The sequence below is a fragment of the Aquabacterium sp. genome (assembly GCF_036279675.1).
GTDB lineage: Bacteria > Pseudomonadota > Gammaproteobacteria > Burkholderiales > Burkholderiaceae_C > Aquabacterium.
This window is the reverse complement of sequence record NZ_DASUIS010000004.1, coordinates 1-25225: the sequence shown is the minus strand read 5'-3', so window position 1 is coordinate 25225 and position 25225 is coordinate 1. Positions and strand designations below refer to the sequence as shown.

Below are 25225 nucleotides of genomic sequence, written 5' to 3'. Positions count from 1 at the left end.
CGGGCATCGAACTCGGCGGTGACTTCGGCGTTGACCAGCGCCGCCTTCATGGCCGCAGCCGAGGCTTCGGCATCGGCCAGGGTGTCAAGGTTGAGCGTCAGGCCGTTGGCGATGGCGCGCAGGCCTTCGATGTCCATCCAGTTGCCCAGGCGTTCGACCACGCTGTTGGCGGTCACATAAGCCTTGGCCAGCTCCTGCAGGGCCTCACCCTGGATGGCAGGCTTGCCGGCACCAGGTTCCACCACGGCGCCGTCCAGAGCCACACGCATCAGGTATTCGTCCAGCGCGTGGGCGTCCTTCAGGTATTGCTCGTTCTTGCCCAGCTTGACCTTGTAGAGCGGTGGCTGCGCGATGTAGATGTGACCGCGCTCGACCAGCTCCGGCATCTGACGGAAAAAGAAGGTCAGCAGCAGGGTACGGATGTGCGCGCCGTCCACGTCGGCGTCGGTCATGATGATGATGCGGTGGTAGCGCAGCTTGTCCGGGTTGAAGTCGTCACCACCGGCGCCACGGCCGATGCCGGTGCCCAGGGCCGTGATCAGCGTGAGGATTTCATTGCTGGTCAGCAGCTTTTCGTAGCGGGCTTTTTCGACGTTCAGGATCTTGCCGCGCAGGGGCAGGATCGCCTGGAACTTGCGGTCACGGCCTTGCTTGGCGGAGCCACCGGCGGAGTCACCCTCCACGATGTAGATCTCGCACAGGGCGGGGTCTTTTTCCTGGCAGTCGGCCAGCTTGCCGGGCAGGCCCAGGCCATCGAGCACGCCCTTGCGGCGCGTCATGTCGCGGGCCTTGCGGGCCGCTTCACGGGCACGGGCGGCTTCCACGATCTTGCCGCAGATGATCTTGGCGTCGATCGGGTTCTCAAGCAGCCAGTCGGTCAGCAGGCGGCCCACGATGTCTTCCACCGGGGCACGCACTTCGCTGGACACCAGCTTGTCCTTGGTCTGGCTGGAGAACTTGGGCTCGGGCACCTTGACGGACACCACGCAGGCCAGGCCTTCGCGCATGTCGTCACCGGCGATTTCGACCTTGGCCTTCTTGGCCAGCTCGTTGTCTTCGATGTACTTGTTGATGACGCGGGTCATCGCGGCGCGCAGGCCGGTCAGGTGGGTGCCACCATCCCGCTGCGGGATGTTGTTGGTGAAGCAGAGCACGTTTTCGTTGTAGCTCTCGTTCCACTGCATGGCCACTTCCACGCCAACGTTGGTGCCCTGTTCGGACACCTTGTCGCCTTGCGCATGGAAGATGTTGGGGTTCAGGGTGGTCTTGCCCTTGTTGATGAACTCCACGAAGCCCTTGACGCCACCGGCGTAGGCAAAGTTGTCTTCCTTGTTGTTGCGCTCGTCGATCAGACGGATCTTGACGCCGTTGTTCAGGAAGCTCAGCTCGCGCAGGCGCTTGGCCAGGATGTCGTAGTGGAACTCGTTGTTCTGGGCAAAGATGTCCGTGTCGGGCAGGAAGTGAACTTCCGTGCCACGCTTGTCGGTGTCGCCCACGATCTTCATGGGGCTGGTCTCAAAGCCGTCGCGCACTTCGATCACGCGGTCTTGCGGGATGCCCTTGCGGAATTCGATGAAATGGGCCTTGCCTTCGCGGCGCACGGTCAGGCGCAGCCATTTGGACAGCGCGTTCACGCAGGACACACCCACGCCGTGCAGACCGCCGGACACCTTGTAGCTGTTCTGGTTGAACTTGCCGCCAGCGTGCAGTTCGGTCAGGGCGATTTCAGCAGCCGAGCGCTTGGGCTCGTGCTTGTCGTCCATCTTCACGCCGGTGGGAATACCGCGGCCGTTGTCTGTCACCGAAATCGAGTTGTCGGTGTGGATGGTGACGACGATGTCATCGCAGTGGCCAGCCAGGGCTTCGTCGATGGAGTTGTCGACCACTTCGAAGACGAGGTGGTGCAGACCGGTGCCGTCCGACGTGTCGCCGATGTACATGCCGGGGCGCTTGCGCACGGCTTCCAGACCTTCGAGGATCTGGATGCTGCCTTCACCGTAACCAGCTGCGATCTGGGCCTCGGTTTGCGGAACGGGTTGTTCAGGCTGCTGGTCGGGCTGTTGATCGGGTGTGGTGGCGTCGGTCATGGGTACAAGCGCTTGGTAAGGTTTGGACCAGCGATGTGGTTCCGAAAAGGAAAAAAGGCCCGGCATTTGACAATGCGGGACCCTTATTCTACCCCTCGCTACAAGGGGCCACAGAAGCAGGCAGGTGGGGGTTTACGCAGAACGGCGACGGGCTGCGGCGGCGATGCCAACCAGGCCCAGCGTCATCAATGCCCAGGTGCCGGGTTCGGGGACCGCTATTGCCGAAATGATGGCGTGCGTGTAAGCGATGCTGTTGAGAGAGAACGTCGCGTCGGTGTCGCCGCTGTTGATGATTTCCATCTCGAAATGACCTTGCGGCAAATCGTTGGAGTCAGTCCGTTCACCAATGTTCGAGGACGTAAATGACTGCGTTGCGTGGGCACCCCAATACCAATACTGCGCTGTGGATCCAAACTTGGTATCCGCAAAGCTGCTCATTGCGTTGGTCTGCAGTGCCACAGCGGAATCCGACGACACATAAGGCCTGAAAGATGCATCGATGGTCAACGTCCTTGCACCCTCGATATTGCCAAACAGCGAACTGATCGCAGCGCTATCGATCTGCATCGAGAAATCCAGTCCTCCCTGGATCACCAACTTGCTGTGCGCGCTCAGCGTGTAGGTCGAATACGCCTTTACCTGGGTGTAGACGTCTCGATGCGCATCGTTGAACAATTCGTTGGCAGTCAACGAGGCGTTCGTAAATTGATTGTTTGCCTGCTTGATGGCGCTACCCAGGTCAGTTGGCAACGAGACTGTGGCAGACGAGTCATCAAAATGATCACCCAACACCATGCCGGAACTAAGCGAACTGGCGTAATCACCCACATTCGGTACAGCGTAGACAAAGAATGCAGATGAAATCGATGGCTTCAGGTAAGGCGTGACGCCATTGGCCTGATCAAGACTGACCAGCGTGTAATTCAGATCTGTCACGCTCAAGACAGCCTCAACTGGCGCTGCCAAGACGCTTGAAGCCGGCAAAGCCAAACCCACGGCCAAAGCCACCTGATGAAGGCGAGACAGTTTCATGCTGATTCCCTTGATTGCTTGTTGTCGTTCAACGAATTCATTCTAGTTCGCCAGGCTGACCCGTTACTTCCTGTCCGGTCCCCTTGAACGCAGGGAACAAATGGGGTCGATTGCGCCAAGCAATGCACGCTTTTTCAGCCTGTGGGATCAAGTTGCGCCCAAGCCGGTTCGAAAACGGAAGACGAACCACCCCGCCTTCACGCGATGGACTTGTCTGCCCCTCCCGCTGCAACGAAAGCGCCAGAAGACCCGAAAGCCGAAGTGCGTCGGGCTCAGCGCCTGCGCAAGAAGCGGCTGGGCATGTCCGTCCTGTCCTACCTGATGTCGTGCCTGGTGGTGGCTTTTTGCTGCTACCAGAAGCTCCTGCCCTGGGAGGCCTTGCAAGGCTTCGTGCTGGCCACCTTCGTGATCAACGCGGCCTTCTGGGTCACCATCGATTCGGGTGCCAATCTGGCATTCAAGGATCCCAGCATGACGGCCCTGCAGATGGTCGTGTCCGTGCTGCCGGCTGCCTGGGTCATGTACATCGAGGATTCAGGCCATGTCAGAGCGGTGTTCCTGCTCCTGTCCGTGGCGCCTTCGCTGTTTGGCGTGCTGGCACTCAACACGCGCCAGTTCATGGTGGCCAACGGGCTGATCTTCCTGATCTATGGCGTGCTGATGATGGCCTTGTGGCGCTTCAAGCCTCAGGTGCTGGACGGTCCGGTCGAGGTGCTGCAGAGCTTCGCGTTTTTCGTGGTGCTGTTCGAAATGACCTTGATGGGTGGCTACATCCATCGCCTGCGCGGCAAGCTGCACAGGCGCAATGCCGAGCTGCACAAAGCCCTGGAAGACTTGAACAACGCCATGTTCACGATCGGCGACATGGCCATCCGAGACAGCCTGACGGGCAGCTACAACCGCCGTCATCTGCTGGACATGCTCGGCAAGGAGGCCTCACGGGCCAATCGTGCCCGAAGCACCTTCAGCATCGCCCTGGTGAACGTCGACAACTTCCAGCAACTCAATGCGCAACATGGCGCAACGGCAGGTGACGCCATGCTGTGCACCATCAGCAAGGAAATTGAATCCAGGCTGCGCAACATCGATGGCTTTGGCCGCTATGGCGGCGGCGAGTTCCTGGTCATCCTGGCGCAGAGTTCACTCGAAGGTGCCCTGATCAAGGCTGAGCGAATCAGGGAACAAGTCGAAAACCTGAGCTTCTCGGCCGGCAACAGCACCTGGCACGCCACGGTATCCGTCGGGGTATCGGAGTTCCACTGCGGTGAAGACAGCGTGGAAGAGCTGATGGCACGCGCCAGCGCAGCCCTCAAGCGCGCCAAGACCACGGGCCACAACCAGGTGATCAGCGTGGTTGACGAAGCCGAACTCGGCTTCGACCAGGGCCTTAAATCCGCATTGGCATCACCACGTACTTGAAGCCTTCGAACTCGGGGTTGGTGATCAGCGCCGAGCTGTTCGAATCCTGCAGGGACACGGTGACCATGTCCTGGCTCATGTTGGCCAGTACATCCATCAGGTAACCCACGTTGAAGCCGATCTCGAAGCTGTCGCCACCGTAATCGATTTCAAGTTCTTCCTTGGCCTCTTCCTGTTCAGCGTTGCTCGAGGCAATGCCCAGCACGCCGGGTGCGAAGTTCAGGCGCACGCCCTTGAACTTTTCAGACGTCAGGATGGCCGCGCGTTGCAGCGATGCCAGCAAGGTGGCACGGCCCAGGGTGATGTGGTTCTTGTGGTTCTTGGGGATGACGCGGTTGTAGTCGGGGAACTTGCCCTCGACCAGCTTGGTCACGAACTCCAGGCCACCGAAGGTGAACTTGGCCTGGTTGCCGGCAAAGCGCATCTCGATGGTTTGTTCGGGCTCGCCTTCCTTGGCTTTGCCGTCGTCCTTCAACAGGCGCTGCAGTTCCAGCACGGTCTTGCGCGGCAGGATGACTTCCTGCTTGGGCATTTCGACTTCGAGCGTGGCTTGCGACAGCGCCAGACGGTGGCCGTCGGTGGCCACCAGAGTCAGGGTCTTGCCCTCGGCCACGAACAGGATGCCGTTGAGGTAGTAACGGATGTCGTGCACGGCCATCGAGAAGTGCACCTGGCTGATCAGCATCTTCAGCGTCTTTTGGGGCACGCTGAAGGCGGGGCCGAAATCGGCGGCTTCCTGGACCAGGGGGAAATCTTCGGCAGGCAGGGTTTGCAGCGTGAAGCGGCTCTTGCCACCTTGCAGTGTCAGCTTGTTCTGATTGGCCGTGAGCGACACGATCTGGTCGCTGGGCAGGCTCTTCAAGATGTCGCCAAGCTTCTTGGCGCCCACGGTGGTGGCGTAGTCGCCTTCATCACCGTCGAGTTGTGCCGTGGTGCGGATCTGGATTTCCAGGTCGCTGGTGATCAGCTCCAGCTGGCTGCCCGACTTCTTCAAAAGTACGTTCGCCAAGATGGGCAGGGTATGACGCCTTTCGACGATACCGGCCACGGATTGCAGGGCGGCAAGAACTTTTTCTTGGGCTGCTTTCAACACAATCATCTTAGTCTTTCAAATTAGTCGTTGTAGTAGAGGACGACTTTTTCTGTGCACAACGCTATTTTGTCCTGATCCATCAAGGATTTAGGCCTCGTACAAGTCTGTGGATGGTACTGCGGTTCGATATGGGGACAACAGACAACAACTCTGGAAATACCCCAAGCCCTGTGGACAAGCATGTGCTTGTTCAATTTTTGTCCACAAGTTTGTTGACTTGACAGCTGTGCCTCGCGATGTCAGGGGGCCTGAAACCACCTGGAAGGCTTCAAAACGGCCCCTGCGGGCCTCGGACAAGTGTGTGAACAAAAAAAGGACAAGTGCCCTCTTGTCCACAAGGCAGGCCGTTTTTGGGAAGTTGTTGTCTGTTGTCCCCAGCACGCAAGACGGTGTCGTCCACAGGCTTGTCCTTGAGCTAAATGCTTGATGGGCCACGTAGAAATGGACTTGTCCACAGAAAAGGACGCCCTCTACTACGACTAACACCTTTAAAAAGAAATACAGGTATGTGGAGAGAAGTCAGGCCGCCCGAGGCGAAGTACGGACGAAAAAAAGGAGGCTCTGAAAGCCTCCTTCTTGTTTGACCCATCCGGCGAATGTGCCCGAGGTCAACCTTTGAGCGTTTGCTCCAGCACGTGCAGTTGCTGGTTGAGTTCGGTGTCCTTGCCACGCTCGCCCATGATCTTGCGCACGGCGTGCAGCACGGTGGTGTGATCACGGCCACCAAAGAGCTCGCCGATCTCGGGCAGGCTCTTTTGCGTCAGTTCCTTGGCCAGGTACATGGCGATCTGGCGCGGTTTGGCGATCGAGGCAGGGCGCTTCTTGCTGTACATGTCGGCGACCTTGATCTTGTAGAAATCGGCCACCGTCTTCTGGATGTTCTCGACGCTGATCTGGCGGTTCTGGATGGACAGCAGGTCCTTCAAGGCTTCACGCGCCAGGGCGATCGTGATCTCCTTGTGGCTGAACTTGGCAAAGGCCAGCACCTTGCGCAGTGCACCTTCGAGTTCACGCACGTTGGCACGCACGTTCTTGGCCACGAAGAAGGCGACGTCTTCGGGCATGTCGATGGCTTCCAGCGCGGCCTTCTTGATCAGAATCGCCACGCGCATTTCCAGCTCGGGCGGCTCGATGGCCACGGTCAGGCCGGAGTCAAAGCGCGAAGTCAGGCGTTCATCGATGTTGGCGAGACCTTTTGGATAGGTGTCGCTGGTCATGATGATGTGGGCCTTCTTGGCCAGCAGGGCCTCGAACGCGTTGAAGAACTCTTCCTGCGTGCGGTCCTTGCCGGCGAAGAACTGCACATCGTCGATCAGCAGCAGATCGAGCTGGTGGTACTTGGCCTTGAGCTCGTCAAAGGTCTTGCGCTGGTAGTTCTTGACCACGTCGGAGATGAACTGTTCGGCGTGCAGGTACAGGATGCGCGCATCGGGCTTGTCGGCCAGCAGGGCATTGCCCACGGCGTTCATCAAGTGGGTCTTGCCCAGGCCCACGCCGCCGTAGATGAACAGCGGGTTGTACATGTGGCCGGGGGCACCCGCCACATGCAGGGCTGCGGTACGGGCCATCTGGTTGGCGCGACCGGGCACCAGGTTGTCAAACGTCAGTGCCGGGTTCAGGCCCATGACCTGAGGCTGGCTGCGCGAGCGGTTGGGGGCGGCGTCCTGGTACTGGGGCAGCGTGACCATGGCCGGGCCACCTTGCACCGGGGCCTGGCCAGTTGAATGGCCGGTTTGCTGTGGATAAGCCGCGGCCTGTTGAGGCGGCATCAGGGGCTGGCCACTGTTGGACGCGAACTGGGCATTGGGGGGCAGGGCGCGGCCAGGCATCACCATGCCAGGTGGGCGCAGTGCCGGGCCAGCCTGCATGGGCATGGTGGCGCGGGCGGCCTGGGCAATGTCCAGACGCACTTCGCTGCCGTTGAGCTCCGTGAGGATGGCTTCCAGGCGGGCGCTGTATTGCGTGCGGATCCAGTCCAGCATGAAGCGGTTGGGCACGCGCACGCTGACGCAGGTCACGCCCTCGGCGTGGATGACTTCTGCTGGAGGCAGGGGGCGGATCCAGGTGTTGAACTGCTGTTCGGGCAGTTCCATGGCCAGGCGCTCGCAGGTGCGCTGCCAGAGGCTGGCCAGATCGGCGGGAGAGGTGGATGCGGCCGCAGCCGCCAGGTGGGCGGATGCAGGCAATTCGGCGGCACTCATTTGTGGACAAGTCCTTCCTTGGGACGCGAATTCTAAGCGCGCCGGGGCTCGGAATCGACAGGTTATCCACAGATTTTTACCCAGGGTCAAAAGTCGTCATACAGAACTTGCCCGTAGACCGAAAACAAGGGGCATTGACCAAACGGACAAAAGCTGGTGTAATCGCGGGTTCTCCGGTCGTGTGCCGGCTGGAACACTGTTGGCAATTGCATCAACAGGTTAGAAACACAAGACTGAACTTGAGCCCGCGGCAAATCTTGAGATGATTCTTGAGCGTTGCGGCCTCACGAAGGACCATCATGAAACGCACTTATCAACCTTCCAAGACCCGCCGCGCCCGTACCCATGGTTTCCTGGTGCGCATGAAGACCAAGGGTGGCCGCAAGGTCATCAACTCGCGTCGCGCCAAGGGCCGCAAGCGTTTGGCCCTGTAATACAGGCTGCTGACGCTGGCTGTGCGTGATCTGGCGGCAAGCCAGGTGGCGCGCATGTCGGCCATGGTCCAGCCTGGGTGTCGATCAGACATGATCCATCCGGTGCTGGCGTGAACGAAGCCGGGTGAACGTCCATCGTGCCCGGCTTTGTTTCGACTTCGATCTCCTCATACCGTGCGTCCACCGAGTCTGAAAGCGGCTGATTTTCAGAGGGCTTTGGGCTCGCGTCCGGTTTCGCGCACGCCCCACTTCGTGTTGCACCTGCTGCCTCGTGTGCCGCAGGTTTTGTCACGTCCGGCTGATGCTGAATTGGCGGAATCCGCCAAGTTGTCAACAGGCGAGGGCGCTGACACCAACGTGCTTGTGGATGACTTTGCCGCAGACCTCTCTTCCAAGGGGGGGGCAGGCGGCCAGCTGGCCTGGCGTCTGGGGCTGGTGCTGCCTAAAAAACAGGCGAAACGCTCGGTCACCCGCTCGCTGATGCGCCATCAGGCGCGCGAGGCACTGCGCCGCCATGCCCCGGCCGTGCTGGCGCAAGGGCGCTATGGTGACGACGTGGACGGCTGGGTCGTGCGCTTGCGTGCCCCGTTTGACCGCAAGCTGTTTCCCAGTGCCGCCTCGGATGCCTTGAAAGCGCTGGTGCGCCAGGAGCTCGATGAGCTGTGGCTGCGCTTGGCCGCTCCTGCATCTGCGGGGGGGCGATCGGCGACGGAATCTGCGCCGCTTCCCGCGCGCGATGCCCGAGGTGCGGCATGATGCGCGCTGTGCTTTGTCGTGCCGTGAATGCGGTGCTGATCGGCGTGGTGCGTGGCTATCGCTTCTTTCTCAGTCCCTGGCTGGGATCGGCCTGTCGCTTCACGCCCACTTGTTCCCAATACGCGCTGCAGGCGCTGGAGCGCCATGGTCCGGCCGCCGGTTCCTACCTGGCCGCCAGGCGTCTGCTGCGTTGTCACCCGGGCTGCCCTGGTGGCCATGACCCGGTGCCCGAAGTGGCGCCGCGTCTGTTTTCCCGTTATTGCAACCCCTCGTCGGATTCAACTCGCTCATGAATGATCTGCGTCGCACCCTGCTGTGGTCGGTCTTTGCCGTCTCACTGCTGATGTTGTGGGATGGCTGGCTGCGTCACACCGGCCAACCTTCCTTGTTTGAACCTGCTCCCGCTGCCAGCGTCGCTGTGGCGAGCGGCGCTTCCGGTGCCGATGCCGCTGTGCCCCAGGCCAGCACGCAACTGGCGTCGGCCGGTGGTGTGCCCGCTGCGGCGGCTCAGGCTGCATCCGGTGCGTCGGCAGTGGCACCTGCTCACAGCGAGCAGCTCACCATCACGACCGATGTGGTCAAGGCCACGATTGACACGCTGGGCGGCAGCCTGGTGAAGGTCGAGTTGCTCAAGCATCAGGACCAGGACAACCACGAACACAATATGGTGGTGCTGGACCAGACGGCCACGCACACCTATGTGGCGCAGTCCGGCCTGATTGGTTCGAACGCCGCAGAAGGTGCGTTGCCCACGCACAAGACCCCGTTCACCGTGCTGAGCACCGAGCGTACGCTGGCTGATGGCGCCAGGGAACTGGCCGTCAAGCTGGAATCGGCCCCGGTCAATGGCGTCAAGCTGGTCAAGACCTACACCTTCAAGCGCGGTGACTACGCCATCGATGTGAAGCAGGACGTGGTCAATGCATCGGCTGCTGCCATCAAGCCTCAGTTGTATGTGCAGTTGCAGCGTGATGGGTCCGAGCCCAAGGCGGCTGCCGGCCCTGCTTTCATGGGTGGTCCTGTGGCTTACACCGGTATGGCCATCTTCAATCAGAAGGGCAAGTACCAGAAGGCTGAGTTCAAGGGCATTGAAGAGGGTAAGGTCGAGTTCGAGAAGGTGGATGACAACGGCTGGGTGGCCATGGTTCAGCACCACTTTGCATCGGCCTGGCTGCAAAACGACAAGCTCACGCGCGAGTTCTTTGCGCAAAAGGTTGGCACCAATCTGTACGCCGCTGGCATGCTTTTCCCGCTGGGCGAGATCGCTGCGGGTCAGAGCAAGTCCTTTGATGCCAAGTTGTTTGTCGGCCCTCAGGAAGAGAACAAGCTGAAAGAACTGGCTCCTGGTCTGGAATACACGAAGGACTACGGCTGGACCCACATCATGGCCGCCCCCCTGTTCTGGCTGCTCGACAAGCTGCACAGCCTGATCGGCAACTGGGGTTGGGCGATCGTGGCCCTGGTTGTCTTGCTGAAGGCCGTGTTCTACCCGCTCAATGCCAGTGCCTACCGCTCCATGGGCAAGATGAAGGCGCTCAACCCGCGCATCCAGGCGATGCGTGAGAGTTTCAAGGATGATCAGGCCAAGATGCAGCAGGAGATGCTGAAGATCTACCGCGAAGAGAAGGTCAACCCGATCGGCGGCTGTCTGCCCATCCTGATCCAGATCCCGGTGTTCATCGCCTTGTACTCGGTGCTGTCTTCGTCGGTCGAGATCCGCAACGCACCCTGGATCGGCTGGATCACCGATCTGTCGGTGAAGGATCCGTTCTTCGTGCTGCCTGCGCTGATGACGGCTTCCACCCTGCTGCAGACCTGGCTGAACCCCACGCCGCCGGACCCTGTCCAAGCCAAGATGATGTGGATCATGCCGCTGCTGTTCAGCGTGATGTTCTTCTTCTTCCCGGCAGGTCTGGTGCTGTACTGGTTCACCAACAACGTGTTGTCGATTGCCCAACAGTGGATGATCAACAAGCAGTTGGGCGTCACGAACTGAACAGTTTCAAGACCCCTTCAAGACAAAACCGCCTGCGCTTCACAGCCAGGCGGTTTTTTCATGGGTGTTTGGAGAGAGAGACTGTGAAGCAGGGTGTTCCTCTTCGCTCATGTCCCCCGGTTCGGGCTGCGCCCGCCCCTCCTCCTTTACTTCGCTACGTGAAACACCCTGCTTCACAGTCTTGTGCGAGATTGCTGAGATCAATCGCGAGACTGGCGCTTGAGGATCATGGCCGCCACCAGCACGGTGGCCACGGTCAGGGGCCAGACGGAAGACGTGTCGGCGCCAGCGTCAACGCCAAGTTGCAGGTAGTCGTTGATGAGGTCCAGCATGGTGCAATCCTTTCAGTGTCGCGATATGTCAATGGTGCAATGCAACATTGATGCCATATTCGGACGAGAAGGTGACACTGGCGTGAAAAGACAAACGCACCAACATGAGCCATTCATGTCGGTGCGTGATGACGAGGACCGGTGCTGAAGCGTGAACTCAGGCGGTGCGCGGGAAAGAGCCGCTGGGGTTGGAGGCGGTCTGACTGGCTGGGGCCTGCCCCGCTGCGTGGCTGGCGCCGCTGGCCTGCTGGGTTTCCAGCGCTGCCTGATCGGCTTTCATCTTCTTCCACTTCCAGGGAATGAAGAACTGACCCCAGTAGGCGTGCACGGGGTAGAAGTGCTCGTTGAACAGGCCCATCTTTGCGGGGCGGACCTGGCCTTGCGGGCGGTAGACGAAGGTGCCGAACAGGTGATCCCACAGCATGAAGACGCTGTAGTTCTTGGCCTCTTCGATCTTGTTGGAGTGGTGCCAGCGGTGCTGCTCGTTGGTGCCGATGATGTAGTTGAGCGGGCCGAAGCTGAAGGCCACGTTCATGTGGGTGATGGTGGCCAGCACGCTGCCGATCACGCCACTGAGGATGAAGGCTTCCTGGCTGACACCGGTCTGGAAGGTCACGAAGATGGGGACCAGGCGGCGCCAGATCAGATCGAGCGGATGAGCGCGGCTGGCATTGAGCACGCTCAGGCGGTGCGCGCAGTGGTGCACGCTGTGCAGGCGCCAGAAGAAGTCGATCTCGTGGCCCATGCGGTGGGTGACGTAGAACATGAAGTCGAACGTCATGTAGGCGATGGTGACCTGCGCCCAGAAGGGCAGGTTGTGGGCCGCCATGCTCTCTGGCAGCACGCCGTACTTGAACAACAGGCCCGAACCCGTCAAGGCCACCAGGGTGTGGATGAAGAAGTTCTGGAAGCTGGTGATGGCCATCAGCACGCCGTTGTGCAGCCAGTCGTTGATGACCTCGCCTTTTTCGAAGTCATTGGGCTGCTCGGGCCACACGTACTGCATCGCCGTGGCGATCACGTAGTAGGGGCCAAGGAAGTGGGTAAAGATCTTGTCGGGCTCGAAGTTGAAATGCAGCACGGTATAGATACCGAGCGCCACCGAGCCAAACAGAAACAACCAGCTTGAAAAACGCTTCAACATAAATGCATCCCGTAATGCGATGCGAGGTTAGGGGCGGGGGCTGCCCACGTCATCCGGGTTTGTGCCCAAACTCCCGCAGGTGAGGGTGCCAACAAGAGACAATCGGGGCAACTTGTTGATTCAAGGCAATGTCCCCGTCCGATTTCGAGGGGTTTGGCAAGCATGAAGGTGTTGATTGATGTCCTGGCGTGAGCGCAATGTCCCTATCGTGGCTGTGGCCACCGCGTCTGGCCGTGGTGCCGTGGGCATCGTGCGGGTGTCCGGCAAGGGGCTGCAGCCTTTGATCCAGGCTTTGTGCGGGCGGGAACTGCAGCCTCGCGTGGCCACTTATGGGCCTTTCAAGGACGCACGCGGTGAAGCGCTGGACCAGGGCCTGGCGATCTTCTTTCCGGGGCCACACAGCTACACGGGTGAAGACGTGCTGGAACTGCAAGGCCACGGTGGCCCGGTGGTGATGCAGCTCTTGCTGGCGCGCTGCCTGGAGGCGGCGGCCGAGCCGGACCCGGCGACCGAGCGCGCCCGCCTGCCCGGCTTGCGCCTGGCCGAGCCAGGTGAGTTCACCCAGCGCGCCTTCCTCAATGACAAGATTGATCTGGCCCAGGCCGAGGCCATTGCCGACCTGATCGATGCCAGTACGGAAGCGGCGGCCCGTTCGGCCACGCGCTCCCTGGGTGGGGCGTTTTCCAGAGAGATCGAGGCGCTGCGCGATCAGCTGATCAACCTGCGCATGTTGGTCGAAGCCACGCTGGACTTCCCCGAAGAGGAAATCGACTTTCTGGAGAAGGCCGATGCCCGTGGTCGTTTGAACCGGGTGGCCGCCACGCTGGATGGCGTGCTGGGGCAGGCCCGCCAGGGCGCCTTGCTGCGTGAGGGCTTGCAGGTGGTGCTGGCGGGCCAGCCCAATGCGGGCAAGAGTTCGCTGCTCAATGCCCTGGCCGGGGCGGAGCTGGCCATCGTCACGCCGATTGCGGGCACCACCCGAGACAAGGTCAGCGAGACGATCCAGATCGAAGGTGTGCCCCTGCACGTGATCGACACCGCCGGCTTGCGTGCCGACCATGAGGCGTCTGACGAGGTCGAGCGCATCGGCATGGCGCGCAGCTGGGAGGCCATCGGGCAGGCCGATGCCGTGCTCTTCCTGCACGACCTGACGCGCATGGCCGAGCCGGCCTATGCCCAGGCAGATGCCGACATCGCCCGGCGTCTGCCCGAAGGCGTGCCGGTGGTACATGTGTTCAACAAGGCGGACGCGGTGGCCGTGGATCAAGCTTCGCTTCAGACGCAGGCCCGGCCTGAGGGGCCGCTGCTGGCCTTGTCGGCGCGTACGGGCGAAGGCTTGCAGGCCCTGCGACAGACCTTGTTGCAGATCGCGGGCTGGCAGGCGGCCCAGGAGGGCGTGTTCATCGCTCGCCAGCGCCATGTGCAGGCTTTGCGCCTGGCGCGCGAGCACCTGGAGATGGCCCAGGCACATGCCGCCCTGAGTGACGGGGCCCTGGATCTGCTGGCCGAGGAGTTGCGCCTGGCACACAACGCCCTGGGCACCATCACCGGTGCATTCTCGGCCGATGACCTTTTGGGTGAAATATTCACGCGTTTCTGTATCGGGAAATGAGCTTGGGCGCACAGCAGGCGCACGCGCGTGGTATCACTGGCTGCCCTGGTAACAGGGCTGGTCTCGTCATGGCCAGACAACAAATCAGTGGGTTGGCCTCAAAAGCTGCCCACTGTCAGGCCTTGATGCATTAAATTGACAAACTTGCGCTGCAGGGCGCCGATTGAGCGAGCGAACTTGAGGCACCGATGGATTCCACAGCACTGATTCAGGCGATTCAGACGCTCAACACGGAAGATGCATTCCGTCCGCGTATGGATCCCCAGCAATGGCGGACCTTCTGTCAGTACCTGACGCGTCACGAGCTGCGTTCCGGTGATCTGCTGGTCAAACAGGGTGACCATGACCGCACGGTGTACTTCCTCGGCCAGGGTTCCCTGCAGGTGTTTGTCACGGGCGCGACGCCGGGGGCATCTCGCATTGCGATCCTCAGGCCTGGTTCGATCTGTGGCGAGCCGGGTCTGTTTGCCGATGGGCCGCGCATGGCCAACGTCGAGGCGATGACACCTTGTGTGATCTACGCCTTGCGCTTGCCCCGGTTTGAAGAGCTGGCAGCCCGTGTGCCCTCGGTGGCCGTGGAAGTGGTGAGGGCTGCGGGTTCGGTCATGGCTCAGCGCATGCGCGCCAACATGACCCGTCAGATTCCGTCAGCCTGACAGGCGCCGTGCGCCAGCAGGTTCGTGTCGGGTGCCGTGCCAGACATAAGAACAAGAATTGAACAGTGGAGTTTTGCGTCAATGTCAGTGAGCTCAGGTTTGCGCCGACCAACCATCCTGGTGGCCGACGATTCCCCTCAGAACATCGAATTGCTGTCCAAGGTGCTGGGGCAGGATTACCGCATCAAGGTGGCCACATCGGGCGAAAAAGCCCTGGCCATCGCGTATTCCGACGAGCCGCCTGATCTCATCTTGCTCGACATCATGATGCCGGACCTCAGCGGCCACGAGGTGTGCCGCCGCATCAAGGCCAATCCGGATCGCCGCCGCATTCCCATCATCTTCGTGACCGCCATGAGCACGGTCGAAGATGAGAGCCTGGGCCTGAGCCTGGGCGCGGTGGACTACATCACCAAGCCCATCAGCCCGCCGCTGGTGCAAGCGCGTGTGCGCACGCACCTGGCCTTGTACGACCAGTCACGCGAGCTGGAGCGCATGGTGGCACAGCGCACCAGCGAGCTGGTGGCCACACGCCAGCAGATCATCCGACGCCTGGGCCGTGCCGCCGAGTTCAAGGACAACGAGACCGGCAACCATGTGATCCGCATGAGCCACATCTGCCGCCTGATCGCGCAGCAGGCCGGGCTGGGCCCCGAGGCCGTGCAGCTGCTGTTCCAGACGGCAGCGATGCACGACGTGGGCAAGATCGGCATCCCCGATCAGATCCTGCTCAAGCCTGGTCCGCTCAATCCGGAGGAGCGCAAGGCCATTCGCCAGCATCCTCAGATGGGCGCCGACATCATTGGTCGTCATGACAACGAGTTGCTGTCGACCGCCCGCACCATCGCGCTGACCCACCACGAACGCTGGGACGGCGCGGGCTATCCGCAAGGTCTCAAGGGCGAGCAGATCCCGCTGTTCGGCCGCATTGTGGCCATTGCCGATGTGTTCGATGCCTTGATGAACCGCCGGCCTTACAAGGAGGCCATGAGCGCCTCGCAGGCCCTGGCCGTGATGGCCGAGGAGCGTGCCGGTGCCTTTGATCCGACCCTGCTGGATTGTTTCTTCCAGCAGCAGTTCGAGATCCTGCGCATCATGGACCTGTACTCCGACGAGCGCGGCGCCGTGGCCGAGATGGTCAACTGAGCTTGTTCTTCAGGCCTGTACCGTGATGCGCTGCAGGGCCTTGCCGGCCTGATCGAAGTCATAGCGTTCCAGGGCGCGTTGCAGCTCGCCCACCTGGGGATGCTGGCGCAGTGCCGCGCGGGCATGCAGCAGGTCATGCAGCAGCTCCCTGGCTTGCGCATCGTTGTCTTCGATGAGGGTGCGCAGGCGCAGCCAGAACGGCCGCAGGGCCTCATCGTCCAGCGTGGCTTGCTGCTGTTCGATCACGTCAGCGCGAGGCTTGTTGAGACGGTCGATATCGGCCAGCACGGCCTGCAGGGCATCCAGCGTCTTGGCGAGCTGGGTGTGCACCTGGGCACGGTTCTGTTCAGGCGTTTCATCCGCAATCTTGCTCTGCATGAGGGCTTCCAGTTGGGTGACGTCTTGAAGCAGCCTGGTGGCGCCGATATTGCCGGCCAGGCCTTTGAGGGTGTGAGTCAGCAGCAGGGCTGCCTCCTCGTCGGGTGCGGCCGACAGTTGCGCCGCGAAATCGTGTTGTGTCTTGGCGAAGCCCTTGAGCAGGCGCAGGTACAGGTCCATGTTGCCCATGCAGCGAGACAGGCCGTCGGCCGTATCCAGGCTGCCGAGGTGGCCCGCGGGTTGTGCGTCGTCGTCAATGGCTGGTGTGGCTGAGGTGGCGGTGGGCGAGGCCATGGCTTGGTCGGGTCGGGGAGGCACGGCGGGCTGGGCTGGGCTGATCCAGCGCGCCATGATGGTGAACATCTGGCCCAGGTCCAGCGGTTTGGTGATGTGGTCGTTCATGCCGCAACCCAGAACGCGTTCGCGATCTGCGGCCATGGCACTGGCGGTCATGGCGATCACGGGCAGGCTGTGCCATTCAGGGCGTGCGCGGATGCGCTCTGTGGCGGTGTAGCCGTCCATCACGGGCATCTGGCAGTCCATCAGCACGCCATCGAACGGGCCTTCCGCGGCAAGCCTGTCGAGGCATTCCTGGCCGTTGGCGGCGGTGACCACGCTCAGGCCGGCACGCTGCAGCAGATCGCAGGCGAGCTCCTGGTTCATGGGTTGGTCTTCCACCAGCAGCACGCGTGCGCCTGCCAGATGGCGCTGGGCCTGCTTGAGCACGCGGCTGGTGTTGCCGGAGACGATGGGGGCGGCGCTGTTCTTGCCCAGAACACGCGAGAGTGTTTCGAGCAAGGTGGAGGGCGTCACCGGTTTGTTGATGACGCCGGAGAGCCCGACGCCATCGGCCGCCTTGAGGGCTTCTTCACGCGCAAAGGCAGTGACCAGCAGCACGCATGGCCGCTGCTCAGGCGGTATGGACAGCGCATGGCGCGCAAAGGTGATGCCGTCCATGCCGGGCATCTTCCAGTCTGTGAGCAGGATCTGGTGGGGCTGGCCTGCGGCTTGTGCCGATTGCATGCGGGCCAGCGCTGCCTCGCCACTTTCCGCGGCTTCGACGTCCAGGCCGAGCCGGCGGGCCATGTCGCCCAGCACCTCGCGTGCGGTGGCGTTGTCATCCACCAGCAGCAGGCGCTTGCCTTGCAGTTCGGTGGCGGTGAGGGCGCGCGGTTGACTCGATTGCTGTTGCAGGCCAAAGCGTGCGGTGAAATGGAAGGTCGAGCCCTTGCCTGGCTGGCTGTTGACCCAGATGCGCCCGTTCATCATCTCCACGAGCTGGCGCGAGATGGTCAGGCCCAGGCCGGTGCCACCGTATTGGCGGGTGGTAGAGCTGTCGCCTTGCGTGAAGGGCTGGAACAGGCGCTCGATCTGCTCGGGGCTCATGCCGATGCCACTGTCGCGCACCCAGAAGTGCAGCACCACGTCGGAAGGATCGAGACGCTGTACTTCGCAGCCGATCACGATCTCGCCCTTGCTGGTGAACTTGATGGCGTTGGTGCCCAGGTTGATGAGGATCTGGCCGAGGCGAATGGGGTCGCCGATCAGGGCGGTGGGGATGTCGGGCGGTGCCGTGAACAGCAGCTCCAGGCTCTTTTCTTCGGCGCGCATGCCCAGCACATCGGCCATGTTGCTGATGACGCTTTCGAGCTGGAAGTCGGTGTACTCCAGCTCCAGCTTGCCGGATTCGATCTTGGAGACATCCAGCACATCGTTGAGGATCTGCAGCAGGTTGCTGGCAGCGCGGTGGGCCTTGTCCACGTAGTTGCGTGCCTTGGGCGGCAACTCGTCCATCAGCGCCAGGTGCGTCATGCCCATGATGGCGTTCATGGGCGTGCGGATCTCGTGCGACATATTGGCCAGGAAGCGGCTCTTGGCCTGCGTGGCGGCCTCGGAGGCCTGTTTGGCGTTGCGCAGGGCGGCTTCGGTCTGTTTGCGCGCGGTGATGTCCTGCACGATGCCGCAGAACTGCTTGCGTCCGTCGTGCTCGAAGGGGATGAGCACCACCTCGGCGTCGAAGGCTTCACCGTCGAGGCGGGTGTGGCGCCACTCCATGGTCTCGGCCTGACCGGTTTGCGAGATGCGTTGCAGGATGTCGAGCGAATCGTTCTTCTGAACAAATCCGGCTGGAGACAGTGGCGGCTTGGAAGGCAGCAAACCCAACAAGGCCTGTTCGCTGTCGCCGCCGAAGAGCTCGACCGCACGCGGGTTGCAGCGGGTGATGCCCTGGTCCAGGCTGTAGAAGATGAAGGCAACGGGCGCGTGCGTGAACACGGCTTGCGAGCGCGCATCGGTGTCCTTGCGGGCGGTGACATCGGCCCAGTAGCCGTTGTAGGTGCGGGTGCCGTCGCCCTGCGTGAGGCACTGGCTGTCACAACGGATCCAGCGCCGCGTGCCCTTGTGCGTCAGCGCGAATTCGACCGCTCCGGTGGGTGGCTGGATGGCACCACCCTGGCCAGCTACGCCGTGCATGAGCTGCCAGGCTTGCTGGGGATCGTTCATGAGGATGTCACGCGGGATGCCCAGCAGCTTTTCGGCGCCTTCGCCGATGAAGGTGAAATGGCCACCGCCGCGTGCGGGCTGGCGATAGCAGAACACGGTCAGGGGCAGGGCGTGGGCCATGTCGGAGAGGTCCTGCTTGGCCTGTACCAGGGCGTTCTGCCTGGTCTGTCGCTGCGCGCGCATGGTGATCAGCCAGTATCCGGTGATCAAGGCCAGGGCGCTGGCAATGGTCCAGCGCGCGATGATGGGGGCTTCACCCGTCAAGGGGACAAGCGCCCAGGCGGTCAGGCTGCCGTAATCCAGGGGGCGCGATACCGCCATGAAGCGGCCGTCAGACCGTTCAACCAGTGGCACGCTGCGCTCGCCCACGCGCAACAGGTCGATGTGCCAGCCCAGGTCCTTTGGCGCTTGCAGGTAGCGCTTCTGAGCGGTCTCGTTGTCGATGGACTGAGGCCCTTGCAGCTCGCTGCGGCTGAGCATCAGCTCGCTCTGGTTGCCCAGAACGATCACGCCGTATTCATCCGTCGCGAACATGGGCGTGGCGACATGGCGAAACAGCTTGGAGAGATACGCCGATTCGTATTGCGCCACGACCACGCCTGTATCGAGCTCGTTGTCGGTCACGCGGGCCGAGAAATAGAAGCCGGGTGTCTTGCTGATGCGGTTGACGCCGAACTGGAAGCCGGAGTTGGTGTCGATGGCGGCGGTGAAGTAGCGCTGCGACCGAAAGCTGGCACCCAGGCTGCTGTCCTTGTTGGGGGCGCTGGCATCGGCGATCACGGTGCCGTACCGATCAAGCAGGAAGAGCTGGTCCACGTTGAAGTCCAGCGCCAGACGTGCCAGGGCCTTGCTGGCTGCGATGTGACGCGGGCTCTTGAGCAGTTGCGCCTTGACGGCGTCCCGATTGGCGTCGGTGATGCTCTGGCTGTCTGGCAGTGCCGCCTCACGCAACAGGCTCTTCAGCTCGTTCTGGTTGCTGAACGCGGAGGGCAGGACGGACAGCAGGTGGAAGGTGCTTTTGGTGCTTTCTCGCAAAGCGGCCAGTTGAGAGTCGAAGGTTCGAAGCTCGTCCCGGCGATGGGCGTCGATGTCCTGCTGAATGCGCCAGGCGCCAGCTGCCACCACCACCGCAGTCCACAGCAGTGCCGCCTTCCATAGACCTGGATTGGCGCGCAGGCTGGCCAGGTATCCCTGCGCTTGGTCGCGTGGCAAGTGAGGCTCGGCGGACCTGTCGTCCATGCAAGAGGGCTCCTGTTTGGCGATGGCGCATAGGGAATATCCTGCGCCTGATGGCCACCGAGTGTGCACGGACTTGGGGCTTCAGCCTAGGGGGCTAATGCGGTCATCCGATGGCTTTTCAGCCTTTGAACAACAAGTTGGCGGGCAAGAAAAAGCCCCGCGACCCTTCACCAGGGCCTGCGGGGCGATGAGGCAGGGGCAGCTCGGGGCTCAGGGGGCGAAGACCACCTTGACCGTGGCATCCACGGAAGCTTTGTCGATCACGCCGATGATGTTGGGGTTGTTGGCCACCAGCTGCTTGGTTTCGGCAACGTCCTTGAGCTCCTTGGGCGCATTGCCCGTACCGGTGAACACAAGACGTGACCAGGTGGCGCGTGCTTGCGAGTCGGTTTTTTCCAGCACGGCGGCGAGGAACTCGTCGCGGATGGGGCCGCTGCTGGTGATGCTGGTCACCGCGGCACCGCCCCCGGGGAAGGATTTGACCTTGCCCAGGTAGATCTGCGTGACCTGCTCCTTGGTCAGTGTGCCGACCGTGCTTCTGGCACTGGCGATGACGACGACATCGGCATGGCTGGCGGCTGCAAAGCATGCACAAGCCAGCACCACGGCCTTCGCCGTGACGTGAAAGGTTTTGTTCATGATGCCCCCTGTGTTCAGAAGATGAAGTCGAGGTTGAGCGTCATCAGGTGGACGCGACCCTGGTCACCCGCAAAGCTGGTAGCAGCCGCGGAGCCGAGCTGATAGTTGATGACAGGGCCCGTTCCGACCAGCGGGTTCTGAACCTTGTACATGTTGTACTCGGCCTTGAGGGCCATCTTGGGCGCGAAGTCCCAGCGCACGCCGATGGCCGTTTCGCTGCGAGTGGCGTCACCAAAAACCTTGGCACTGTTGTAGAGCGCCAGGGCTCCGGCGTTGGGGAGCAGGTTGACGCTGTCGTAGTTGTTGAGTTCACCGTATCGAACATACGGCGTCCAGTCACCAAAGCGCCTGGCGCCCTGGACGTACCAGCCCTTGGTGTCGGGTGCAGCCAGGGAGTTGCCGAAGCGGTTCACGTATTCGGCCTGCACCGTGTAGTCATCGTGCTCCCAGGTCAGGCCGTAGCTCAGCATCTTGAGGGCCACGTTGCTCAGTGGCACGGTGCTGTCGATCTCGGTGGCGCAGTTCGCGCATGAGCCACTGTTGCGAAGGGCCGTGTACTGGGCCTGCAATGGCGCCGTCAGTGTCACTTCGATGTCGCGGAAGTAGGTGACGCCAACGCGCGCGGTCCATTCACCCTTGTTCGCCTTGAGCGCACCGCCATAGATCTTGCCTGCCTTGAAGGCGCCGCTGGAGTTCGCCACCGATGATTTGCCGTACATGCCGGTCAGGGTCATGAGGGTGTCGCCAGCCTGAAGATCCCAGCTCGCCGTGCTGCCGTCGAGATTGGTGATCGGGTTGAGCTGGTAGACCGTCTGGGGGGGCCGGACAGCGGTCTGCGAATAGCCGAGATTGCGCGTGTCGGACAACATGAACAGGGGCGCGACCACACGGCCCAGCTTCCAGTTCACCTCCGGTGTGATGTCCCATCCCAGATAGGCCCATTCCGTCAGAGGCCGCCAGTTGCCGTCATAGGTGGTGCCGTCGATCTTCTTGTGCGAGACCATCTGGATCACGCCTTTGATGGGCCCATTCGGGTTCACCGTGCCTTGTACGGCCAGGATGGTGTCACCATCGAAGCGCAGGTCGCCTTCCGAGCCGGCGCGCGCACGGGCATCCGGCCTGATCCGGACATCGTCGTTGTTGGACTGGTAGGCGCCCAGGGTGCCGAAGCCTTCTACCCGGAACCAGTCACCGAACAGGTCATACCCCGCATGAGCGGCAGTCGAGCCGAGCAAGCCCGCCGCCGTCATCAAGGTCACCAAGGACAGCTTCTTCATGGACCATCTCCTGTGAAATAGACCCCTCATATCGGGGGGGTGTGAACAGGCTTGATGGTGAGTCCCTGACGTCGACCAGGGATTTCGGAAATCCGTGAATTGACCGCGTCACCGATAAACGGTATGCCACGCCGTGAAATCCGGCATGTTGGATCAGGCTTTGAGCAGGAGGCCTTCTGCCCTGGCGAGATCCTGTGGCCTGCCGGAGAGCACCAGGGTGTCGCCCACGTGCAGGATCAATTCGCCAGCCGGGGCCACGACCTGGCCCTCGGCGCGGCGCACGGACACCACGGCCACGCGGGTGTCGCGCTGGTCCAGGCTGGCTGCCAGCGTCTCCCCGATACAGGCCGAATCTGCCGTGAGCGTGACCGACAGCAGGCGCTGCAGTTCCAGCTCGTCCACGCTGTCGTCATCGGCGCCGTGAAAGTAGCCACGCAGCAGGCCGTAGCGGGCCACGCGCTGGTCCTGCACCATGCGGATCACGCGGCGCATGGGCACGCCCACCAGTGCCAGCGCCTGAGAGGCCAGCATGAGCGAGCCTTCGATGGCTTCAGGCACGATCACGGTGGCACCGGCACCTTGCAGTTCATCCAGGCTGCTGTCGTCGATGGTGCGCACCACCACTGGCACGCTCGGCGCATGCTCGTGTACCAGCCGCAGGATCTTCTTGGCGGAGGGTGTGTTGGGATAGGTCACCACCACCGCCGAGGCACGTGACAGGCCGGCGGCCACCAGGCTTTGCAGGCGGGTGGCGTCACCGAACACCACGTTGTGGCCGGCGGCGGCGGCCTGGTGCACGCGGTCGGGATCGAGGTCCAGCGCCATGTAGGGGATCTTCTCCTGCTCCAGCAGGCGCGCCAGGTTCTGGCCGCTGCGGCCGTAGCCGCAGATCAGCACGTGCTTTTCGGTGTTGATGGACTTGGTGGCGATCCTGGTCATGGCCAGCGACTGCATCAGCCAGTCGGTGGACGACACGCGCATCACGATGCGGTTGCTGTACATGATGATCAGCGGTGTGGCCAGCATGGACAGCACCATGGCCGCCAGCAGCGGGCTTTCCACGCGGTGCGGGATGAGGTGTTCGGCCGTGGCCAGCGACAGCAGCACGAAGCCGAACTCACCGGCTTGCGCCAGGTACAGGCCGGTGCGCAAGGCCACGCCGGTGCTGGCACCAAACAACTTGGACAAGGTGGTGATCAGGCCCAGCTTGAACAGCAAGGGGCCGGTGGCCAGCATCAGCACCAGGGCCCATTGCTCGTACAGGCTGTGCCAGTCCAGTTTCATGCCGATGGTGATGAAGAACAGGCCCAGCAGCACGTCGTGGAAGGGGCGGATGTCGGTCTCCACCTGGTGCTTGTATTCGGTCTCGGCGATCAGCATGCCGGCCACGAAGGCACCCAGTGCGAGCGACAGGCCGAAGTGCTCGGTCAACCAGGCCAGCCCCAACGTGACCAGCAGCAGGTTGAGCATGAACAGCTCTTCGCTCTTGCGTCGGGCCACCAGATTGAGCCACCAGTGCATGACCCTCTGGCCACCGGCCAGCAGCACGATCAGCAGGCCGGCGGCCTTGATGCCGGCCAGCACCAGCGTGCGCGTCATTTCCGAAGCCGAGTCGCCCAGGGCGGGGATCAGCACCAGCAGCGGCACCACGGCCAGATCCTGGAACAGCAGGATGCCGATCACCCGGCGGCCGTGTTCGCTTTCCAGCTCCAGCCGGTCGGCCATCATCTTGACCACGATGGCGGTGCTGCTCATGGCCAGCGCACCGCCCAGTGCCACGGCGCTTTGCCAGTTGATGCCCCAGCCGAGCAGGCCACCGTGGTGACCCATGTAGCTGAGCACGGCGCTCAAGGCCAGGTGCCCGATCAGGGTGGCGACAATCGTCAGGCCCACCTGGCTGAAGCCCAGCCCGAACACCAGCGAGCGCATGCTCTTGAGCTTGGGCAGGTTGAATTCCAGCCCGATCACGAACATCAGGAAGACCACACCAAATTCGGCCAGATACTGCACGCCTGCAGAGTCCTTGGCCAAAGCCAGGGCATTGGGCCCGATCACCACACCAACGGCCAGGTAGCCCAGCATGGGGGGCAGTTTCATCAGACGGCACAAGACCACACCAATCACGGCGGCAAACAGATACAGCAGTGTCAGATCGAGCGTGGTGGCCATAGAGTCCCTAGAATCTCTTGATCCTACCCGGGGTCGTCGGCGTTTGTTCAAATCCGCCGCACTTCGTTGACTTCTCATCACCACATGTCAAGCCCATTACACCAACAAGACGCCGTTGTGGCACTGGCCCGTCAGGCCTTCGATATCGAGGCGCGTGCCTTGCTCGATCTGCGCGAGCGCCTGGAAGGCGAAGCCGGCGCGGCCTTCACGCAGGCGGTGGACGCCATGCTGGGCTGCCAGGGCCGTGTGGTGGTGATGGGCATGGGCAAGAGCGGGCATGTGGGCCGCAAGATCACGGCCACGCTGGCCTCAACCGGCACACCGGCCATGTTCGTGCACCCGGCCGAAGCGCATCACGGCGACCTGGGCATGGTGCAGCCTGGCGATGTGGTGCTGGCCATTTCCAATTCCGGCGAAAGCGAAGAGCTCACGGCCCTGTTGCCTGTCATCAAACGCCTGGGCGTGCGCCTGCTGGCCATGACGGGGCGTCCCGCGTCGTCATTGGCGCGCCATGCCGACATCGTGCTGGACTGCGCTGTGGCCCAGGAGGCCTGCCCGCTCAATCTCGCCCCGACCGCCAGCACCACCGCCCAGATGGCCCTGGGTGATGCGCTGGCCGTGGTGCTGCTGGAGCTGCGCGGGTTCAAGGCCGAGGACTTCGCCCGTTCGCATCCCGGCGGTTCGCTGGGCCGCAAGTTGCTGACCCATCTGCGTGATGTGATGCGCGCCGGTGATGCCGTGCCGCGCGTCAAGCCAGATGCCACCTTTGGCGAGGTGATGCGCGAGATGAGTGCCAAGGGCCTGGGCTCGACCGCGGTGGTCGATGAGGCGGGCCGCATCGTGGGTGTGTTCACCGATGGTGACCTGCGCCGCAAGATCGAAGCGGGTATCGACCTGCGCGCCACCACTGCAGCCGAGTTGATGACGCCCTCGCCACGCACCATCCGCGATGATGTGCTGGCGGCCGAAGCCGTGTCCCTGATGGAGGCCCATCGCATCACGACCTTGCTGGTGGTGGACGGGCAGGGCGTGCTCGTGGGCGCCGTCAATACCAATGATCTGATGCGTGCGAAGGTGATCTGATGCGAGCCCTGGTTTCAACCATGAACTTCT

The 25225-nt window shown here is 62.1% G+C and carries 19 protein-coding genes; 9 read left to right on the top strand and 10 right to left on the bottom strand.

Annotated elements, in window-relative coordinates; all coding sequences use genetic code 11:
- Together VFW93_RS00425 and VFW93_RS00420 are read right to left on the bottom strand one after the other, a co-directional pair.
- Positions 1-2087: DNA gyrase subunit B (locus VFW93_RS00425; RefSeq protein WP_329692019.1), on the bottom strand; the 2087-nt coding region annotated here is incomplete at its 3' end.
- A 132-nt stretch (positions 2088-2219) separates the two neighbouring features.
- A complete protein-coding gene (locus tag VFW93_RS00420) occupies positions 2220-3119 on the bottom strand; it encodes a PEP-CTERM sorting domain-containing protein (RefSeq protein WP_329692018.1) in 900 nt (299 codons plus the stop codon).
- A gap of 210 nt (positions 3120-3329) precedes the next feature.
- Between VFW93_RS00420 and VFW93_RS00415 the strand changes: the two genes are divergently transcribed.
- Positions 3330-4538, top strand: coding sequence for a GGDEF domain-containing protein (locus VFW93_RS00415; protein WP_329692017.1), 1209 nt, complete (start codon positions 3330-3332; stop codon positions 4536-4538).
- Here VFW93_RS00415 and dnaN read toward each other — a convergent pair.
- Together dnaN and dnaA are read right to left on the bottom strand one after the other, a co-directional pair.
- Positions 4507-5637 carry a DNA polymerase III subunit beta gene (gene dnaN / locus VFW93_RS00410; RefSeq protein WP_329692016.1) on the bottom strand — a complete coding sequence of 377 codons (1131 nt, stop codon included), beginning with the start codon at positions 5635-5637 and terminating at the stop codon, positions 4507-4509. The two genes, VFW93_RS00415 and dnaN, sit on opposite strands and share 32 nt — an antisense overlap.
- A gap of 602 nt (positions 5638-6239) precedes the next feature.
- On the bottom strand, positions 6240-7724 hold the full coding sequence (gene dnaA / locus VFW93_RS00405; protein WP_414639542.1) for a chromosomal replication initiator protein DnaA: 1485 nt from the start codon (positions 7722-7724) through the stop codon (positions 6240-6242).
- A gap of 407 nt (positions 7725-8131) precedes the next feature.
- On the opposite strand from dnaA, the gene rpmH reads away from it, so the two are divergent.
- The 4 genes from rpmH (at position 8132) to yidC (ending at position 11018) form a co-directional block, all read left to right on the top strand.
- Positions 8132-8266, top strand: coding sequence for a 50S ribosomal protein L34 (gene rpmH / locus VFW93_RS00400; protein WP_290645662.1), 135 nt, complete (start codon positions 8132-8134; stop codon positions 8264-8266).
- A 174-nt stretch (positions 8267-8440) separates the two neighbouring features.
- Positions 8441-9022 (top strand): ribonuclease P protein component, encoded by a 582-nt coding sequence (locus VFW93_RS00395; protein ID WP_329692014.1) that lies wholly within the window; start codon positions 8441-8443, stop codon positions 9020-9022.
- A complete protein-coding gene (yidD, locus tag VFW93_RS00390) occupies positions 9019-9315 on the top strand; it encodes a membrane protein insertion efficiency factor YidD (protein ID WP_329692013.1) in 297 nt (98 codons plus the stop codon). Before VFW93_RS00395 ends, yidD begins: the two co-directional genes overlap by 4 nt.
- Complete coding sequence (gene yidC, locus VFW93_RS00385; protein WP_329692012.1) at positions 9312-11018, top strand: membrane protein insertase YidC; 1707 nt, start codon at positions 9312-9314, stop codon at positions 11016-11018. Before yidD ends, yidC begins: the two co-directional genes overlap by 4 nt.
- Before the next feature lie 200 nt (positions 11019-11218).
- Here the strand turns inward: yidC and VFW93_RS00380 are convergent, their stop codons facing one another.
- Both VFW93_RS00380 and VFW93_RS00375 read right to left on the bottom strand, forming a co-directional pair.
- The gene (locus VFW93_RS00380; RefSeq protein WP_329692011.1) at positions 11219-11350 is read right to left on the bottom strand and encodes a hypothetical protein; all 132 of its coding nucleotides are present in this window, start codon (positions 11348-11350) and stop codon (positions 11219-11221) included.
- 157 nt (positions 11351-11507) lie between these two features.
- Positions 11508-12494 carry a sterol desaturase family protein gene (locus VFW93_RS00375; protein ID WP_329692010.1) on the bottom strand — a complete coding sequence of 329 codons (987 nt, stop codon included), beginning with the start codon at positions 12492-12494 and terminating at the stop codon, positions 11508-11510.
- A gap of 178 nt (positions 12495-12672) precedes the next feature.
- On the opposite strand from VFW93_RS00375, the gene mnmE reads away from it, so the two are divergent.
- From mnmE to VFW93_RS00360, 3 genes are all read left to right on the top strand, one after another.
- On the top strand, positions 12673-14106 hold the full coding sequence (gene mnmE, locus VFW93_RS00370; protein WP_329692009.1) for a tRNA uridine-5-carboxymethylaminomethyl(34) synthesis GTPase MnmE: 1434 nt from the start codon (positions 12673-12675) through the stop codon (positions 14104-14106).
- A gap of 188 nt (positions 14107-14294) precedes the next feature.
- Positions 14295-14762 carry a cyclic nucleotide-binding domain-containing protein gene (locus VFW93_RS00365; protein ID WP_329692008.1) on the top strand — a complete coding sequence of 156 codons (468 nt, stop codon included), beginning with the start codon at positions 14295-14297 and terminating at the stop codon, positions 14760-14762.
- An 81-nt stretch (positions 14763-14843) separates the two neighbouring features.
- Complete coding sequence (locus VFW93_RS00360; RefSeq protein WP_329692007.1) at positions 14844-15908, top strand: HD-GYP domain-containing protein; 1065 nt, start codon at positions 14844-14846, stop codon at positions 15906-15908.
- Between the two features lie 9 nt (positions 15909-15917).
- On the opposite strand, the gene VFW93_RS00355 is transcribed toward VFW93_RS00360, so the two are convergent.
- The 4 genes from VFW93_RS00355 to VFW93_RS00340 all read right to left on the bottom strand — a co-directional run bounded on the left by VFW93_RS00355 (position 15918) and on the right by VFW93_RS00340 (position 24112).
- On the bottom strand, positions 15918-20027 hold the full coding sequence (locus VFW93_RS00355; protein ID WP_329692006.1) for a response regulator: 4110 nt from the start codon (positions 20025-20027) through the stop codon (positions 15918-15920).
- A 210-nt stretch (positions 20028-20237) separates the two neighbouring features.
- Positions 20238-20666 (bottom strand): phosphate ABC transporter substrate-binding protein, encoded by a 429-nt coding sequence (locus tag VFW93_RS00350; RefSeq protein WP_329692005.1) that lies wholly within the window; start codon positions 20664-20666, stop codon positions 20238-20240.
- Between the two features lie 14 nt (positions 20667-20680).
- Positions 20681-21943: a hypothetical protein gene (locus VFW93_RS00345; RefSeq protein WP_329692004.1), complete on the bottom strand. Its 1263-nt coding sequence runs from the start codon at positions 21941-21943 to the stop codon at positions 20681-20683.
- A 153-nt stretch (positions 21944-22096) separates the two neighbouring features.
- On the bottom strand, positions 22097-24112 hold the full coding sequence (locus VFW93_RS00340; RefSeq protein WP_329692003.1) for a cation:proton antiporter: 2016 nt from the start codon (positions 24110-24112) through the stop codon (positions 22097-22099).
- Positions 24113-24196: 84 nt separating this feature from the next.
- Between VFW93_RS00340 and VFW93_RS00335 the strand changes: the two genes are divergently transcribed.
- The gene (locus VFW93_RS00335; protein ID WP_329692002.1) at positions 24197-25195 is read left to right on the top strand and encodes a KpsF/GutQ family sugar-phosphate isomerase; all 999 of its coding nucleotides are present in this window, start codon (positions 24197-24199) and stop codon (positions 25193-25195) included.
- The last annotated feature ends 30 nt before the right edge of the window (positions 25196-25225 follow it).

Excerpts from the sequence above, each read along its gene's own strand:
- VFW93_RS00420 (WP_329692018.1), bottom strand. The coding sequence starts at position 3,119 with ATGAAACTGTCTCGCCTTCATCAGGTGGCTTTGGCCGTGGGTTTGGCT.
- dnaN (WP_329692016.1), bottom strand. The coding sequence starts at position 5,637 with ATGATTGTGTTGAAAGCAGCCCAAGAAAAAGTTCTTGCCGCCCTGCAA.
- dnaA (WP_414639542.1), bottom strand. The coding sequence starts at position 7,724 with ATGGAACTGCCCGAACAGCAGTTCAACACCTGGATCCGCCCCCTGCCT.
- rpmH (WP_290645662.1), top strand. The coding sequence starts at position 8,132 with ATGAAACGCACTTATCAACCTTCCAAGACCCGCCGCGCCCGTACCCAT.
- yidD (WP_329692013.1), top strand. The coding sequence starts at position 9,019 with ATGATGCGCGCTGTGCTTTGTCGTGCCGTGAATGCGGTGCTGATCGGC.
- yidC (WP_329692012.1), top strand. The coding sequence starts at position 9,312 with ATGAATGATCTGCGTCGCACCCTGCTGTGGTCGGTCTTTGCCGTCTCA.
- VFW93_RS00380 (WP_329692011.1), bottom strand. The coding sequence starts at position 11,350 with ATGCTGGACCTCATCAACGACTACCTGCAACTTGGCGTTGACGCTGGC.
- VFW93_RS00375 (WP_329692010.1), bottom strand. The coding sequence starts at position 12,494 with ATGTTGAAGCGTTTTTCAAGCTGGTTGTTTCTGTTTGGCTCGGTGGCG.
- mnmE (WP_329692009.1), top strand. The coding sequence starts at position 12,673 with ATGTCCTGGCGTGAGCGCAATGTCCCTATCGTGGCTGTGGCCACCGCG.
- VFW93_RS00365 (WP_329692008.1), top strand. The coding sequence starts at position 14,295 with ATGGATTCCACAGCACTGATTCAGGCGATTCAGACGCTCAACACGGAA.
- VFW93_RS00360 (WP_329692007.1), top strand. The coding sequence starts at position 14,844 with ATGTCAGTGAGCTCAGGTTTGCGCCGACCAACCATCCTGGTGGCCGAC.
- VFW93_RS00355 (WP_329692006.1), bottom strand. The coding sequence starts at position 20,027 with ATGGACGACAGGTCCGCCGAGCCTCACTTGCCACGCGACCAAGCGCAG.
- VFW93_RS00350 (WP_329692005.1), bottom strand. The coding sequence starts at position 20,666 with ATGAACAAAACCTTTCACGTCACGGCGAAGGCCGTGGTGCTGGCTTGT.
- VFW93_RS00345 (WP_329692004.1), bottom strand. The coding sequence starts at position 21,943 with ATGAAGAAGCTGTCCTTGGTGACCTTGATGACGGCGGCGGGCTTGCTC.
- VFW93_RS00340 (WP_329692003.1), bottom strand. The coding sequence starts at position 24,112 with ATGGCCACCACGCTCGATCTGACACTGCTGTATCTGTTTGCCGCCGTG.
- VFW93_RS00335 (WP_329692002.1), top strand. The coding sequence starts at position 24,197 with ATGTCAAGCCCATTACACCAACAAGACGCCGTTGTGGCACTGGCCCGT.